The sequence below is a fragment of the Salmonella sp. 741265116_PST genome, assembly GCF_046567715.1.
GTDB classification, from domain to species: domain Bacteria; phylum Pseudomonadota; class Gammaproteobacteria; order Enterobacterales; family Enterobacteriaceae; genus Salmonella; species Salmonella enterica.
On the sequence record NZ_JBKFPH010000006.1, the window covers coordinates 95,619 to 111,175 of the forward strand.

Annotated in this window: 15 protein-coding genes; 10 read left to right on the plus strand and 5 right to left on the minus strand. The window is 53.8% G+C overall.

The annotated features are described in order from the left end of the window. Position 1 precedes the first annotated feature (1 nt). The gene (gene galR / locus ACLD11_RS06405; protein ID WP_000201028.1) at positions 2-1,030 is read right to left on the minus strand and encodes an HTH-type transcriptional regulator GalR; all 1,029 of its coding nucleotides are present in this window, start codon (positions 1,028-1,030) and stop codon (positions 2-4) included. Positions 1,031-1,622: 592 nt separating this feature from the next. On the opposite strand from galR, the gene aas reads away from it, so the two are divergent. Further along, positions 1,623-3,782 (plus strand): bifunctional acyl-ACP--phospholipid O-acyltransferase/long-chain-fatty-acid--ACP ligase, encoded by a 2,160-nt coding sequence (gene aas, locus ACLD11_RS06410; RefSeq protein ID WP_411014692.1) that lies wholly within the window; start codon positions 1,623-1,625, stop codon positions 3,780-3,782. Further along, the gene (gene lplT / locus ACLD11_RS06415) at positions 3,775-4,977 is read left to right on the plus strand and encodes a lysophospholipid transporter LplT (protein WP_411011936.1); all 1,203 of its coding nucleotides are present in this window, start codon (positions 3,775-3,777) and stop codon (positions 4,975-4,977) included. Before aas ends, lplT begins: the two co-directional genes overlap by 8 nt. Positions 4,978-5,063: 86 nt before the next feature. Here the strand turns inward: lplT and ACLD11_RS06420 are convergent, their stop codons facing one another. The 4 genes from ACLD11_RS06420 to mutH all read right to left on the minus strand — a co-directional run bounded on the left by ACLD11_RS06420 (position 5,064) and on the right by mutH (position 8,273). Beyond that, the gene (locus ACLD11_RS06420) at positions 5,064-6,104 is read right to left on the minus strand and encodes an NADP(H)-dependent aldo-keto reductase (protein ID WP_411011937.1); all 1,041 of its coding nucleotides are present in this window, start codon (positions 6,102-6,104) and stop codon (positions 5,064-5,066) included. 190 nt (positions 6,105-6,294) lie between these two features. Beyond that, positions 6,295-6,513, minus strand: a complete 219-nt coding sequence (locus ACLD11_RS06425) for a YgdI/YgdR family lipoprotein (RefSeq protein WP_000758662.1) — start codon at positions 6,511-6,513, stop codon at positions 6,295-6,297. A gap of 169 nt (positions 6,514-6,682) precedes the next feature. Next, positions 6,683-7,396: a TerC family protein gene (locus ACLD11_RS06430; RefSeq protein WP_000895635.1), complete on the minus strand. Its 714-nt coding sequence runs from the start codon at positions 7,394-7,396 to the stop codon at positions 6,683-6,685. 181 nt (positions 7,397-7,577) lie between these two features. Then, positions 7,578-8,273: a DNA mismatch repair endonuclease MutH gene (mutH, locus tag ACLD11_RS06435; RefSeq protein ID WP_183058803.1), complete on the minus strand. Its 696-nt coding sequence runs from the start codon at positions 8,271-8,273 to the stop codon at positions 7,578-7,580. Positions 8,274-8,955: 682 nt separating this feature from the next. Here mutH and rppH point away from each other — a divergent pair. The 8 genes from rppH to ACLD11_RS06475 all read left to right on the plus strand — a co-directional run bounded on the left by rppH (position 8,956) and on the right by ACLD11_RS06475 (position 15,552). Beyond that, a complete protein-coding gene (rppH, locus tag ACLD11_RS06440) occupies positions 8,956-9,486 on the plus strand; it encodes an RNA pyrophosphohydrolase (protein ID WP_000564481.1) in 531 nt (176 codons plus the stop codon). A gap of 12 nt (positions 9,487-9,498) precedes the next feature. Beyond that, the gene (ptsP, locus tag ACLD11_RS06445; RefSeq protein ID WP_000957888.1) at positions 9,499-11,745 is read left to right on the plus strand and encodes a phosphoenolpyruvate--protein phosphotransferase; all 2,247 of its coding nucleotides are present in this window, start codon (positions 9,499-9,501) and stop codon (positions 11,743-11,745) included. A gap of 212 nt (positions 11,746-11,957) precedes the next feature. Next, a complete protein-coding gene (gene lgt, locus ACLD11_RS06450) occupies positions 11,958-12,833 on the plus strand; it encodes a prolipoprotein diacylglyceryl transferase (protein WP_000204645.1) in 876 nt (291 codons plus the stop codon). Positions 12,834-12,839: 6 nt separating this feature from the next. Next, entirely contained in the window at positions 12,840-13,634 is a 795-nt protein-coding gene (gene thyA / locus ACLD11_RS06455) for a thymidylate synthase (RefSeq protein ID WP_411014693.1), read from the plus strand. 184 nt (positions 13,635-13,818) lie between these two features. Further along, on the plus strand, positions 13,819-14,289 hold the full coding sequence (locus tag ACLD11_RS06460) for a prepilin peptidase-dependent protein (protein ID WP_000744668.1): 471 nt from the start codon (positions 13,819-13,821) through the stop codon (positions 14,287-14,289). Continuing rightward, positions 14,280-14,843: a prepilin peptidase-dependent protein gene (locus ACLD11_RS06465; RefSeq protein WP_000029156.1), complete on the plus strand. Its 564-nt coding sequence runs from the start codon at positions 14,280-14,282 to the stop codon at positions 14,841-14,843. The genes ACLD11_RS06460 and ACLD11_RS06465 overlap by 10 nt, the downstream gene beginning before the upstream one ends. Then, complete coding sequence (locus ACLD11_RS06470; RefSeq protein ID WP_001078528.1) at positions 14,840-15,247, plus strand: DUF2509 family protein; 408 nt, start codon at positions 14,840-14,842, stop codon at positions 15,245-15,247. The genes ACLD11_RS06465 and ACLD11_RS06470 overlap by 4 nt, the downstream gene beginning before the upstream one ends. Next, on the plus strand, positions 15,232-15,552 hold the full coding sequence (locus ACLD11_RS06475) for a prepilin-type N-terminal cleavage/methylation domain-containing protein (RefSeq protein ID WP_000019294.1): 321 nt from the start codon (positions 15,232-15,234) through the stop codon (positions 15,550-15,552). Before ACLD11_RS06470 ends, ACLD11_RS06475 begins: the two co-directional genes overlap by 16 nt. The last annotated feature ends 5 nt before the right edge of the window (positions 15,553-15,557 follow it).

Consider the following 15,557-nt stretch of genomic DNA (forward strand, 5'->3'; position numbering starts at 1 on the left):
ATTAATCGGTTGTCGACAGGTGTCCGGTATCCGTCGGCGTGGACACCGAATGTCGGCGTACCAGTGTCGGACTAAATACATGGGTCACTTCCGGCGTAGGGCATTTCCCTGCCAGCGCTAACGCCAGCTCCGCCGCCTGTGTCGCCATGGTGACGATCGGATACCGAATGGTGGTCAGTCGGGGACGCACATAGCGTGAGACCAGTACGTCATCAAAACCGATGAGCGATACTTCGCCCGGCACCCCCACGCCATTATCATTTAATACTCCCATCGCGCCGGCCGCCATCGAGTCGTTATAGCAGGCCACTGCGGTAAAATGTCTGCCGCGACCTAATAACTCTGTCATCGCCTGCTCGCCGCCGCTTTCATCCGGTTCGCCGAACGTCACCAGCCGATCGTTAGCCGGGATATGGCTTTCCGCCAGCGCATCGTAATAGCCCCTCAGGCGATCTTCGGCATCAGAGATAGTGTGATTGGAACAGATATACCCAATACGCGTATGACCTTGCTGGATCAGATGCCGGGTCGCCAGCCATGCCCCGTAACGGTCATCCAGCGCGACACAGCGATGTTCTAACCCCGGTAAAATGCGGTTAATCAGCACCATGCCGGGGATTTGCTTCATTAATGAGGCCAGGTCCGCATCCGGAATCATTTTGGCGTGTACCACTAACGCTGCGCAACGATGACGAATCAACTGTTCAATAGCCTGACGCTCTTTTTGTTCGTTATGATACCCGTTGCCAATCAGTAAAAAATTGCCGGTGTGATACGCCACCTGTTCAACGGCTTTCACCATCGCGCCGAAAAAAGGATCGGAAACGTCGCCGACCACCAGACCGAGGGTTTCCGTTGCCTGCTGTGCCAGCGCGCGCGCGTTGGCGTTAGGGTGATAGCTCAGGGACTCCATTGCGCTGGTTACCGCCAGCCGGGACGCTTCGCTGGCTTTTGGCGAATCGTTAATAACGCGAGAAACGGTGGCGACTGAAACACCGGCCAGTCGGGCTACATCTTTTATGGTCGCCATGATAATACCTATAGTGGGTAAACGCTTACATTACGCCAGTTTTACGGAAAATGAACCTCTGTTCAAGCCTCTTGCCCCGCCGTGTCGGGCAAATGTGACCTGCACGGGAGAAATGCGTCTGTAAAGTGACAATACAAATCTTTCGTTACAGTTTGCGAAGCGCTGTTGCGATTGTCTGCTGGCAGGCCAGCGAGTCAGGTTGATAGAGTGGTGATCCCAGAGGTATTGATAGGTGGAATCAACGTCATTGTTGATCACACGAATTACACCAACCTGCGTAGAGATGCGCAGGTTTTTTTTTGTTTCGCCTGAACCTGTAACAGTAACGGATAATTTACACAACTCGTTGCATTTCCGTTTATTCCTTTGCGTTTTCGGACTGGCGATGCAGACGCGCGAAGCCCACAATCAAGATCCCAGAGGTATTGATTGGTGAGATTATTCGGTACGCTCTTCGTACCTGTCTCTTGCACCAACCTGCGCGGATGCGCAGGTTTTTTTTCGAACCTATTTTGCTATCGCTCCTGTTACGCAACTCGTGTAATCTGCCACAATTCATGTTTTAGCGAATTGTCGGCCAAAGGGAGTTGAAATGCTGTTTGGATTTTTCCGTAACCTGTTTCGCGTGCTTTATCGTGTGCGCGTCACTGGCGATGTCCGGGCGCTACAGGGGAACCGGGTCTTAATTACCCCCAATCACGTTTCATTTATCGATGGTATGCTACTGGCGCTGTTTTTGCCGGTACGGCCTGTCTTTGCGGTATATACCTCCATCAGCCAGCAATGGTATATGCGCTGGTTAACGCCGCTGATCGATTTTGTACCGCTCGATCCCACTAAACCCATGTCCATTAAACACCTGGTGCGTCTGGTGGAGCAGGGGCGTCCAGTGGTGATTTTCCCGGAAGGGCGGATTTCCGTGACCGGTTCGCTGATGAAAATTTATGACGGCGCAGGCTTTGTGGCGGCAAAATCGGGCGCAACCGTCATTCCGCTCCGCATTGACGGCGCGGAGCTTACCCCTTTCAGTCGCCTGAAAAGTCTGGTTAAACGGCGCTTATTCCCCCGCATTCAGCTTCATATTTTACCGCCGACGCAAATACCGATGCCGGAAGCGCCGCGCGCGCGCGACAGGCGTAAGATAGCGGGTGAGATGCTGCACCAGATCATGATGGAAGCGCGTATGGCGGTGCGCCCACGCGAGACGTTATACGAATCGTTGCTGGCGGCGCAATATCGTTACGGCGCGGGTAAAAACTGTATTGAGGACATTAACTTTACGCCGGATACGTATCGTAAGTTACTGACCAAGACGCTTTTTGTTGGCCGGATTCTGGAAAAGTACAGCGTTGAGGGCGAGAAAATCGGTTTAATGCTGCCGAATGCCGCCATCAGCGCGGCGGTGATTTTCGGCGCGGTTTCTCGTCGCCGCATTCCGGCCATGATGAACTACACAGCGGGGGTAAAAGGGCTGACCAGCGCGATTACCGCGGCGGAAATTAAAACGATTTTTACCTCCCGCCAGTTCCTCGATAAAGGTAAATTGTGGCACCTGCCGGAGCAGCTAACGCAGGTTCGCTGGGTTTACCTGGAAGATTTAAAAGCGGACGTCACACCCGCCGACAAGCTGTGGATTTTTGCCCACCTCCTGGCGCCGCGACTGGCGCAGGTAAAACAGCAGCCGGAAGACGCGGCGATCATTCTTTTTACCTCCGGCTCGGAAGGGCACCCGAAAGGGGTGGTGCACAGCCATAAAAGCATTCTGGCGAACGTCGAGCAGATAAAAACGATTGCGGATTTCACCGCCAATGACCGTTTTATGTCGGCGCTGCCGCTCTTTCACTCGTTCGGTTTGACGGTGGGCCTGTTTACGCCGTTGTTGACCGGCGCGGAAGTGTTTCTTTATCCAAGTCCGCTGCACTATCGCATTGTGCCGGAACTGGTCTATGACCGTAACTGTACCGTGCTGTTTGGTACGTCAACCTTCCTCGGCAACTATGCGCGCTTTGCCAATCCGTATGATTTTTATCGCCTGCGCTATGTGGTGGCCGGTGCGGAAAAACTTCAGGAGAGCACCAAACAACTGTGGCAGGATAAATTCGGTCTGCGCATTCTTGAGGGCTACGGGGTAACGGAATGCGCGCCAGTAGTCTCGATTAACGTGCCGATGGCGGCTAAGCCTGGCACTGTTGGCCGCATTCTGCCTGGCATGGACGCGCGTCTGCTGGCGGTGCCCGGTATTGAAAACGGCGGTCGGCTACAGCTGAAAGGGCCGAATATCATGAATGGCTATCTGCGCGTGGAAAAACCGGGCGTGCTGGAGGTGCCGTCGGCGGAAAACGCCAGAGGCGAAACCGAGCGCGGGTGGTACGACACGGGCGATATTGTACGCTTCGATGAAAATGGTTTTGTGCAGATTCAGGGGCGCGCGAAACGCTTTGCGAAAATTGCTGGCGAAATGGTCTCGCTGGAGATGGTCGAGCAACTGGCGCTTGGCGTTTCGGCGGACAAAATGCACGCTACCGCCATTAAAAGCGATGCCAGCAAAGGTGAAGCGCTGGTATTGTTTACGACTGACAGCGAACTCACCCGAGAAAAATTACAGCACTATGCCCGTGAACACGGTATTCCGGAACTTGCCGTCCCGCGTGATATCCGTTATCTGAAACAGCTTCCCTTGCTTGGCAGCGGGAAACCCGATTTTGTGACGCTGAAAAGTTGGGTGGATGCGCCGGAACAACATCATGAGTGAGTCAGTACGTACTAACACCTCCATCTGGTCGAAAGGGATGCTGTCGGTGATTGTCGCGCAGTTTCTCTCGGCTTTTGGCGATAATGCGCTGCTGTTCGCGACGCTGGCACTGCTGAAAGCTCAGTTTTACCCGGACTGGAGCCAGCCTGTTTTGCAAATGGTGTTTGTGGGCGCTTACATTCTTTTTGCGCCGTTTGTCGGCCAGATAGCGGACAGCTTTGCCAAGGGCCGGGTGATGATGGTCGCCAATGGTCTTAAACTGGCGGGAGCGGCAGGTATCTGCCTCGGCGTAAATCCTTTTGTCGGTTATACGTTGGTCGGGATTGGCGCGGCGGCTTATTCTCCGGCGAAATACGGTATTCTGGGCGAACTGACGACGGGTGATAAGCTGGTGAAAGCCAATGGCCTGATGGAAGCCTCTACGATTGCGGCGATTTTGCTCGGTTCCGTCGCGGGCGGCGTATTGGCCGACTGGCATGTCATCGCCGCGCTGGTTGCCTGCGCGTTGGCCTACGCTGGCGCAGTGGCGGCGAACCTGTTTATCCCGAAGCTTGTGACGGCGCGTCCAGGACAATCCTGGCGGTTGTCGGCGATGACGCGTAGCTTCTTCTGCGCTTGCGTTGTCCTTTGGCGTAACGGTGAAACGCGTTTTTCGCTGGTGGGGACCGGGCTATTCTGGGGCGCAGGCGTGACGCTGCGTTTTCTGCTGGTGCTGTGGGTGCCGGTGGCGCTGGGCATTACGGATAACGCCACGCCAACTTACCTGAACGCCATGGTGGCGGTAGGCATTGTGGTCGGCGCGGGTGCGGCGGCAAAACTGGTGACGCTGGAGACCGTATCGCGCTGTATGCCCGCCGGGATTTTGATTGGCGTTGTGGTTGCGATCTTCTCATTACAGCACGCATTGCTGCCTGCTTATGCCTTGTTGCTGTTGATAGGTATGCTGGGCGGCTTTTTTGTGGTGCCGCTCAACGCCTTGCTCCAGGAGCGCGGTAAGAAGAGCGTTGGCGCCGGGAATGCCATTGCCGTACAAAATCTGGGCGAGAATAGCGCCATGCTATTAATGCTGGGACTGTACTCGCTCGCGGTGCTGGCTGGCGTTCCGGCAGTGGCGATAGGTATCGGCTTTGGCGTGCTGTTCGCGCTGGCGATCGCGGCGCTGTGGATCTGGCAGCGCCGGCAGGCATCATACTGAGTGAATATGCCGGGCGGCGAGTGCGCGTTATCCGGCTTACATTGTCTCTGTAAGCCCGGAAGCGTAGCGCCACCGGGCACTGACTATCACGGCGCCGGGTAGGTATAAACCTGATGCGCCGCCTCAATCTCCGCCAGGACCTCTTTGCTTAACGTCAGATGCAGACTTTCCACATTCGTCTTGAGCTGCGCCATCGTGGTTGCGCCCAGTAACGTACTGGCGACAAACGGCTGGCGGCGAACAAAGGCCAGCGCCATCTGCGCCGGATCAAGATTGTGACGCTTCGCGATATCGACGTAGGCGGCAACGGCTTTTTGCGCCTGTTCGCCGCTGTAACGTGTGAAGCGGCTGAACAAGGTATTCCGCGCGCCTGCGGGTTTGGCCCCGTTCAGGTATTTACCGGTTAATGTGCCAAACGCCAGACAGGAATAGGCGAGCAATTCAACACCTTCATACTGGCTGACTTCCGCCAGGCCGACCTCGTAGCTGCGGTTTAACAGGCTATAGGGGTTCTGGATCGTGACAATACGCGGCAGGTCATGTTTTTCCGCCAGATGCAGATAGCGCATAACGCCAAACGCTGTCTCATTTGAAACGCCAATATAACGAATCTTACCCGCTCGCTGAAACTCACTTAGCGCGTCTAACGTCTCCAGTAGACTTACTACTGGCGTGGAGTCTGTCCAGTTATAGCCGAGTTTACCGAAGCAGTTAGTGGGGCGCTGCGGCCAGTGCACCTGATACAAATCCAGATAGTCGGTCTGCAACCGGGTCAAACTGTCGTGTAGCGCTTCGCGAATATTTTTACGATCCAGCGCCTGATGAGGCCGGATGCCTTGATCATTATTACGTGCCGGTCCGCTAACTTTGCTGGCGATGATCAGTTTTTCACGGTTGCCGCGTTTGGCGAGCCAGTTACCGATATAGGATTCCGTCAGCCCTTGTGTTTCCGGGCGCGGCGGTACCGGATACATCTCGGCGGCGTCGATAAGGTTAATGCCATTTGCGATGGCATAGTCGAGCTGTGCGTGAGCGTCGGCTTCGCTGTTTTGTTCACCAAATGTCATTGTGCCCAGCCCTAGCGTACTTACTTCGAGCGAGCTGTGGGGTATACGGTGATAGTGCATAGCCGTTTCCTTTTTATTATGAAGTCAGAAATTCCCGACAAAGGACAATAAAAATGGCAGAGGGAAGGCAAAAGGGAAAGTAAAATTGCAGGCTGCGCGGTGTAATGGTTACCGGGCGTGGTCGCCACGCACCGTTACGGGACGCAGCCTGAAGGCTTGCAGAACGCTGACCTCGATCACAGGCCACCGCTTAACGTTCGATGATTTGAGACACTTCGTCACGGTTGATTTGCATCTCGTTTCCCTGTGCATCGGTATAGCTGACCAGACCGGTATCATCGTCAACTTGTGGTTTTCCATCGGTCAGGATCATACGACCATCTTTCGTTGCCATTACATAATCGCTGCTGCATCCGGATACCGCAAAAGCCAACCCTACTGCGGAAATTACAACTGCCCACTTTTTCATCCGTTTGTCCTCACATAGCCTGCATCTGATAATAGTCTGTTAATCATATGTCTGATAATAGTCTAGTAATAACGCGCAGCTCTGCATGTCGGAAGCAGCAAAATCTTAATCTGTGAGAAGAAAGGAAATAAAGTGAGTATTCGCTCCCCGGCGGGGGAGCGAGACAGGATTACAGCGGATTCTTTTTATTACGCAACAGGTTCAGGCTCTCTACTGCGATAGAGAAGAACATGGCGAAATAGATATACCCTTTCGGAACGTGAACGTCGAAACTTTCCAGAATCAGGGTAAAGCCAACCAGGATCAGAAAGGAGAGCGCCAGCATTTTTACCGACGGATGGCGATCGACAAACTCGCCGATGGGCCGTGCCGCAAACATCATGACGCCCACGGCAATAACGACTGCCGCCATCATAATAAACAGATGATCGGAGAGGCCAACCGCTGTGATAACTGAATCAAGGCTGAAAATAATATCCAGCAGCATAATCTGTACTATTGCGCCCAGGAAAGAAGAAACCCGGGTTTTTAACCCTTCTTCTTCGCCTTCGATGGACTCATGGATCTCCTTGCTGGCTTTCCAGATTAAAAATAACCCGCCCAGTAACAGAATGAGATCGCGGGCGGAAATCGCTTCGCCGAAAAGCTCAAACAGCGGATTAGTCAGCCGAGTGACCCAGGCGATTGACGCCAGCAGCGCCAGGCGCATGACCATCGCTGCCGCCAACCCAAGCCGCCGTGCGTGGTTTCGTTGCGCCGTAGGAAGTTTTGCTACCACCAGAGAAAGAAAAATAATGTTGTCGATCCCAAGTACAATCTCCAGCAGCGTCAGCGTACCGAGCGCCAGCCAGGCATTAGGATCGGTTATCCATGCAAATAACATCGAACAAAGTCCTGCCAAAAAAAGAAGCGGTAATTATAGGCCCGTCGAGTGACGGGCGAAAGCCCAGGCTGAATTTGCGCAACCAGGAACGGTGTAAAATAGCGGCGACAATACGCTTACGTTTATCCGGCGCTGGCCCGATGCGTAGCCATAGCGGAGGCGCATTTGCGTGTAATGGACGTTACGGATTCTGCAATAAAAAATGGCGAGCCAGCAGCGCCTGCGTAAAATTTTTTTTCAGATAAAATCCACGCGGTAGCGTCAAAATAGGTTCCCCGCGCGCGCCGATAGCCTCGGTGAGCGCCCTGGCATTGGCGGCTTTGGGCCGCAGTTGCAAGACTTCGCCATGACGGGCGGTAATGCGTTCCACCTGGCCCAGCACTATCATGTCCATCAGCTCTTCCCAGTCGAGGCGTAGCTGCCTGTCCTCTTCTTCACTCGGACTCCAGAGTAGCGGCGAACCTACGCGGCGTTCGGCTAACGGTATGCTGCGCTCGCCTTCGACCGGCATCCATAGCACGCGCTTCAATTTATGCCGTACGTGGCTTGTCTCCCAGGTCACGCCGCTGTTACCGGTTAACGGCGCCACGCAAACAAAGGTTGTTTCCAGAGGACGACCCAAACTATCCACCGGGATGGTTTTCAGTTCTACGCCTAACGCGGCGAAATCCTGCTCCGGCTTGCTCCCGGCGCTGGCGCCGAGCCAGATCTCCAGCAAGACGCCGATCCAGCCTTTGTCTCGCTTCAAATCTTTAGGCGTGGTAATGCCGGCCATCGCCGCCAGCTCGCCTAACGTATAGCCGGAAAGCTGCCGCGCCTGGGCTAACAGCAATGCTTCCGAAGCAGGCGGAGTCAGTAGCGGACAAAGAGCGGACATGACAATTACCTTAGGTTAAAAAATGAGCAGTGATTTTATACCGTATGGGCAGAGTTTATCTTTTTCTGTGTCTTATATTCAATAGACTGATTTTTATTGCCTTTTTTGTGTTGTTTCTTCGTGTTGCGCAACGCTGAAGCGGGTTTTCCAATTCTGGTCACTGACAATAAACAGGATCTTACACTATGTTATCCACAGAAAGTTGGGATAACTGTGTAAAACCACCACTACTGTTTCCATTTACAGCCTTGACGTGCGACGAAAATCGAAAATTCAGACAAATAGTGCGTAAGTTATTGGCACAATCTGTGGATAAAACCGACGCTGGTTGATCTTTCATCAGCATAAGGATCTTAGATGTGATGCTGGTCACGCTTTATGAAGGTGGTATGTAAGATTTGTCTATAACACAATGAATATAAGGCACTATTTTTACTGTTTTCCGTATGAGGAATTCAGACTGTTGTGGGTTTTCCCGTGGTAATTCCATACTTCTTCACAACTATATCCACAGAAAAGGTGAATAAAATGGCGCAAGGGCGTCATCATCTGTTTATAACTCGGCTATTTACTGTGAGTTATTCAATTGTTATTAGGCTGTGTCACTATTACAGAGTGGTTTACCGCCTCACTGGAGTATGAAACAATCGTTCATATATAAGGTTTATGTTGAGGTAGTCCGGTGATTGATGACGATGGCTACCGCCCAAATGTAGGTATCGTAATTTGTAATCGTCAGGGGCAGGTGATGTGGGCCCGGCGATTTGGTCAGCACTCCTGGCAGTTCCCGCAGGGCGGGATAAATCCAGGGGAGTCGGCAGAACAGGCGATGTACCGGGAACTGTTTGAAGAAGTTGGGTTAAGCCGTAAAGATGTGCGGATCCTTGCTTCTACTCGCAACTGGTTGCGTTACAAGTTACCAAAACGTTTGGTGCGTTGGGACACAAAGCCGGTATGTATCGGCCAGAAACAAAAGTGGTTTCTTTTGCAGTTAATGAGCGCCGACGCCGAAATCAATATGCAAACCAGCAGTACGCCGGAGTTTGACGGCTGGCGCTGGGTAAGTTACTGGTATCCGGTTCGACAAGTGGTGTCATTTAAACGCGATGTCTACCGCAGGGTAATGAAAGAGTTTGCAAGTGTTGTCATGGCGCTTCAGGATAATCCCCCTAAGCTACAAAGCGCGCCTGCTTATCGACGTAAAAGAGGTTAAGCCACGCAAATTATGCTCACTCGCCTGCGCGAAATAGTCGAAAAAGTGGCCAGTGCGCCGCGTCTGAACGAGGCGCTGAATATTCTGGTCACGGATATCTGTCTTGCGATGGATACAGAGGTTTGCTCGGTTTACCTGGCCGATCATGACCGACGCTGTTATTACCTGATGGCGACGCGGGGGTTGAAAAAACCGCGTGGTCGAACCGTTGCGCTTGCGTTTGATGAGGGGATCGTCGGTCTGGTGGGCAGACTGGCGGAACCCATTAACCTTGCCGATGCGCAAAAACATCCCAGCTTTAAATACATTCCTTCGGTAAAAGAGGAGCGTTTTCGCGCGTTTCTCGGCGTGCCGATCATTCAGCGTCGCCAACTTCTCGGCGTGCTGGTCGTACAGCAGCGCGAATTGCGCCAGTACGATGAAAGCGAAGAGTCTTTCCTCGTCACGCTCGCTACGCAGATGGCGGCTATCCTGTCACAGTCGCAGGTCACAGCGCTGTTCGGGCAATACCGGCAGACGCGAATCCGCGCGCTTCCTGCGGCGCCGGGCGTGGCTATCGCAACGGGCTGGCAAGACGCGACCATGCCGCTGATGGAACAGGTTTACGAAGCGTCTACGCTGGATACCTCTCTTGAACGCGAACGATTGACCGGCGCGCTGGAAGAGGCGGCGAACGAATTCCGACGATACAGCAAACGCTTTGCCGCCGGCGCGCAAAAAGAGACGGCGGCCATTTTCGATCTGTACTCACACCTGCTTTCAGACGCCAGACTGCGTCGCGAACTCTTCGCCGAGGTCGACAAAGGCGCTGTTGCAGAGTGGGCCGTTAAAAAAATCATCGAAAAATTTGCTGAGCAATTTGCGGCGCTAACCGATAACTACCTCAAAGAACGTGCGGGAGACTTACGCACGCTGGGGCAGCGGCTGTTATTCCACCTTGATGATTCAGTTCAGGGGCCAAACGCCTGGCCGGAGCGTTTTATTCTGGTCGCGGATGAACTGTCGGCGACCACCCTGGCGGAGCTGCCGCAGGACAGGCTGGCGGGCGTTGTGGTGCGCGACGGCGCGGCAAACTCGCATGCGGCGATTATGGTGCGCGCGCTCGGTATCCCGACCGTCATGGGCGCTGATATCCAGCCTTCGGTGCTACATCGCCGTACGTTGGTGGTGGATGGCTATCGCGGTGAATTACTGGTCGATCCTGAACCCGTGCTTATTCAGGAATATCAGCGACTCATTAGTGAAGAGATAGAACTCAGTCGTCTGGCGGAGGACGACGTCAATCTCCCCGCCCAACTGAAAAGCGGCGAGCGAGTCAAAGTGATGCTGAATGCCGGGCTCAGCCCCGAGCATGAGGAAAAGTTAGGCAGTCGGATCGACGGTATCGGCCTGTACCGTACTGAAATTCCCTTTATGCTGCAAAGCGGGTTTCCCTCGGAAGAAGAGCAGGTGGCGCAGTATCAAGGGATGCTGCAAATGTTTAACGATAAGCCGGTGACGCTGCGGACCCTGGATGTGGGAGCGGATAAGCAACTGCCCTATATGCCGATCAGCGAGGAGAACCCGTGTCTGGGCTGGCGCGGGATCCGCATTACACTGGATCAGCCGGAGATCTTTTTGATCCAGGTCCGCGCGATGCTGCGCGCCAATGCGGCGACAGGCAACCTCAGCATTTTGTTGCCGATGGTCACCAGTATTGATGAAGTCGATGAAGCGCGGCGTCTGATCGAACGCGCCGGGCGCGAGGTCGAGGAGATGATCGGCTATGCGATCCCGAAACCGCGTATCGGCATTATGCTGGAAGTACCATCAATGGTATTTATGCTGCCGCATCTGGCTAACCGGATCGACTTTATCTCGGTCGGCACCAACGATTTAACGCAATATATCCTGGCGGTAGATCGCAACAATACCCGCGTGGCCAGTATTTACGACAGTCTGCATCCGGCTATGCTGCGCGCACTGTCCATGATCGCGCAGGAAGCCGAAAAAAATGGCCTCGATCTTCGCTTGTGCGGCGAGATGGCGGGCGATCCGATGTGCGTGGCGATTCTTATCGGTCTGGGATATCGCCATCTTTCGATGAATGGCCGTTCGGTAGCGCGTGTGAAATATCTGCTGCGGCATATCGATTTTGAAGACGCGCAAACCCTTGCCAGACGCAGCCTTGAGGCGCAGATGGCGACCGAGGTGCGTCATCAGGTGGCGGCGTTTATGGAGCGCCGTGGGATGGGGGGATTGATTCGCGGAGGGTTGTAACGACTGGAGCGGGAAAAAGTGACTGTGGATTCACGGCGCAGACAACACGCCGGCAAGATGAAAGACAATGCGTATACATATCTTTTAACGGTAATCGGCATCTCGCTTTTAACCCTTGTGCTATTATTCGCACCTTTGGAGCGTCTGCAACGCGCAGGCGCGCTTATCAATCGCTATCTCTTCAGCGAAATAACAAGAAATTGTGGTGACAGATGACCAGTAGCTATCTGCATTTTCCGGACTTTGATCCGGTCATTTTCTCAATTGGGCCCGTCGCGCTTCACTGGTATGGCTTGATGTATCTGGTGGGGTTCGTTTTCGCGATGTGGTTGGCGGTGCGTCGCGCTAACCGTCCGGGAAGTGGTTGGACCAAAAACGAAGTTGAAAATTTACTCTATGCAGGTTTCCTGGGGGTCTTTCTGGGGGGGCGTATTGGCTATGTCCTGTTTTATAACTTCCCTCTGTTTCTGGATAACCCGCTCTATTTATTCCGCGTCTGGGACGGCGGCATGTCCTTCCACGGCGGGCTTATCGGCGTGATACTGGTGATGATTATCTTCGCCAGGCGCACGAAGCGCTCGTTCTTTCAGGTGTCTGATTTTATTGCGCCGTTAATTCCGTTCGGCCTGGGCGCCGGGCGTCTGGGCAACTTTATCAACGGTGAATTGTGGGGGCGCGTCGATCCTGACTTCCGGTTTGCCATGCTCTTTCCTGGCTCACGCGCGGAAGATATTGCGCTGCTGCCGTCACATCCGCAATGGCAGCCTATTTTTGATACCTACGGCGTATTGCCGCGCCACCCTTCCCAGTTGTATGAACTGGCATTAGAAGGCGTGGTGCTGTTTATCATCCTTAATCTCTTTATTCGCAAACCGCGTCCGATGGGCGCAGTCTCCGGATTATTCCTGATTGGCTATGGCGCGTTTCGTATCATTGTTGAATTCTTCCGCCAGCCGGACGCGCAATTTACCGGCGCGTGGGTACAGTACATCAGCATGGGGCAGATTCTCTCTATCCCGATGATTATCGCTGGCGCGATCATGATGGTTTGGGCATATCGCCGCCGCCCGCAGCAACACGTTTCCTGAGGAACCATGAAACAGTATTTAGAACTGATGCAAAAAGTGCTGGATGAAGGCACACAGAAAAACGACCGTACCGGCACCGGCACGCTTTCCATTTTTGGCCATCAGATGCGTTTTAACCTGCAGGAAGGCTTTCCGCTGGTGACGACAAAACGCTGCCATTTACGTTCAATTATTCACGAACTGCTATGGTTTTTGCAGGGCGATACCAACATCGCTTACCTGCACGAAAATAATGTCACCATCTGGGACGAATGGGCCGATGAGAACGGCGATTTAGGCCCGGTTTATGGTAAGCAGTGGCGTGCATGGCCAACACCGGATGGCCGCCATATCGATCAGATCGCCGCGGTCTTAAACCAGCTTAAAAACGACCCGGACTCTCGTCGTATTATCGTTTCTGCGTGGAACGTCGGCGAGCTGGATAAGATGGCGCTGGCGCCGTGTCACGCCTTTTTCCAGTTTTATGTCGCAGATGGAAAGCTCTCCTGTCAGCTTTATCAACGCTCCTGCGATGTGTTCCTCGGTCTGCCGTTCAACATTGCCAGCTACGCGTTACTGGTGCATATGATGGCGCAACAGTGCGACCTGGACGTCGGCGATTTTGTCTGGACCGGCGGCGACACGCACCTGTACAGCAACCATATGGAGCAGACGCACCTGCAATTAAGCCGTGAACCGCGCGCGCTGCCGAAATTGGTGATTAAGCGTAAACCCGATTCGCTTTTTGACTACCGGTTCGATGATTTCGAAATTGAAGGCTATGATCCGCACCCCGGTATTAAAGCGCCGGTCGCTATCTAAGCGTTGACGATCCTGCCATAACCGACGTCATCGCGCGTCGGTTTTTTTTACCCTTTGTCTCAATCTTCGGCGCGGATTCCTGAAATTTTGCAACGCGCTGCAAGACATGAACTTTTTTCCGTAGCGCGCCGAACAATTTGTATTTGGCGCTCGTTATTTTTCTTCCGCCCGCCATACTGCCGACATGAAAAAACAACAGGGCTATACGCTCATTGAAACGGTGGTCGCGATGTCGCTCATTATCATTCTCAGCGCCACAGGACTTTATGGCTGGCAACGCTGGCAGCAGCAACAGCGCCTGTGGCAAACCGCATGTCAGGTGCGGGATTACCTGCTGCAACTTCGTGAGGACGCTCACTGGCATAACCGCGATCACATTCTTCGCGTGGTCAGCGAAGGCGGTTCATGGTGCTTTGTCAGCTCTGTTGCTACGCAAACATCGTGTACGCCATCTTCCCCCTTTGTGTTTACGCCCGACTGGCGTGATGTCGTCCTTGCCGATATCACGCCGTCGTTAGCCTTCTTTGGCCTGCGCAATACGGCATGGGCAGGGCACATCGTACTGAAAAACGCTGCCGGAGAGTGGCGTCTGGTCGTCTCCTCCTGGGGGCGAATCAGGCTATGCGAGCGTAACGAGGCCGCCACGTGTCAATAACCACGCGGGGGTTCTCGCTACTGGAGGTTGTGCTGGCGATGGCGATAGGTTCCATTTTACTGCTTGGGTCCGCACGATTTTTACCGGCGCTACAGCGTGAGATCTGGCACAACACGCGACAGTTATCGCTGGAAGATGAAATCTGGCAGCGAACCTATACCGTAGCGAAGCATCTTCAGCGTGCGGGTTACTGCCATGGCCACTGTACTGGCGAAGGGTTACATCTTGCCGAACAGGGGCAATGCGTCATCGTTCAGTGGGACGGGAATAATAACGGTGTCTGGGATACCATACCGGCGAAAGAGGCCGACCAGACCGGGTTTCGTATGAAGGATAACGTTCTGGAAACATTACGCGGAGCAACATCTTGCCAGGGGAAGGGATGGGAAAAAATGACCGATCCCAATACGGTACTCATCACGGCGTTTACCGTTGAGCGCCGGGATATAACGGGATTCTCTCCAGTGCTCATGCTGCATTTGCGCGGCGCCAGCAAAGCCGAGCCTCAGACGGTTATTGACGCGCAATACAGCGTAACGGGATTTAATCTGTGAATCGGGAACGTGGCGCTTCTTCGCTAATACTGGCGCTTTTAATACTGATTCTGGGTAGTCTGCTACTGCAAGGTGTAAATCAGCAGCAGGCCAGCTATGCCGCCCGCGTGACGACGCAGAGCCTGGCGATACAACGCCAGGCGCTCGTACAGTCGGCGCTGGAATGGGGGCGGGGGCAGCTATGGTCAGGCGTAACCGAAATGGAATGTCGGCGCTATTCCCCTTCAGGAGCGAGGGTCTGTTTGCGGAGATTATCGGGGGATGAAGTGGTGATGGCGGCGCAAGATGACGGCATGACATTATGGCGTTTGGGCAACGTCATTCAGGGAAGCATTGTCTTTTCTCCCCACGGCTGGAGTGATTTTTGTCCGTTAAAAGAGGTAGCGTTATGTCGCATCCCCTGAATTTACAACGCGGGTTTAGCCTCCCGGAAGTTTTAGTGGCGATGGTTCTAATGGTAATGATCGTCACCGCGCTGTCAGGCTATCAGCGGGTATTAATGCACAGTTTTGCATTACGACACCAGTATCTCCAGATCTGGCGGCAGGCGTGGCAGCAAACGGCGCTGTATCCATTTTCGCCTGCTGAAGGGTGGAAGGCCAACCGGATGCAGACAACGCAATCGGGATGTGTCAGCATCAGCGTCACGATGGTTTCACCCTCTGGCAGGCAGGGGCAGATGACGCGCTTGCATTGTCCAAATCGTTAATCGTC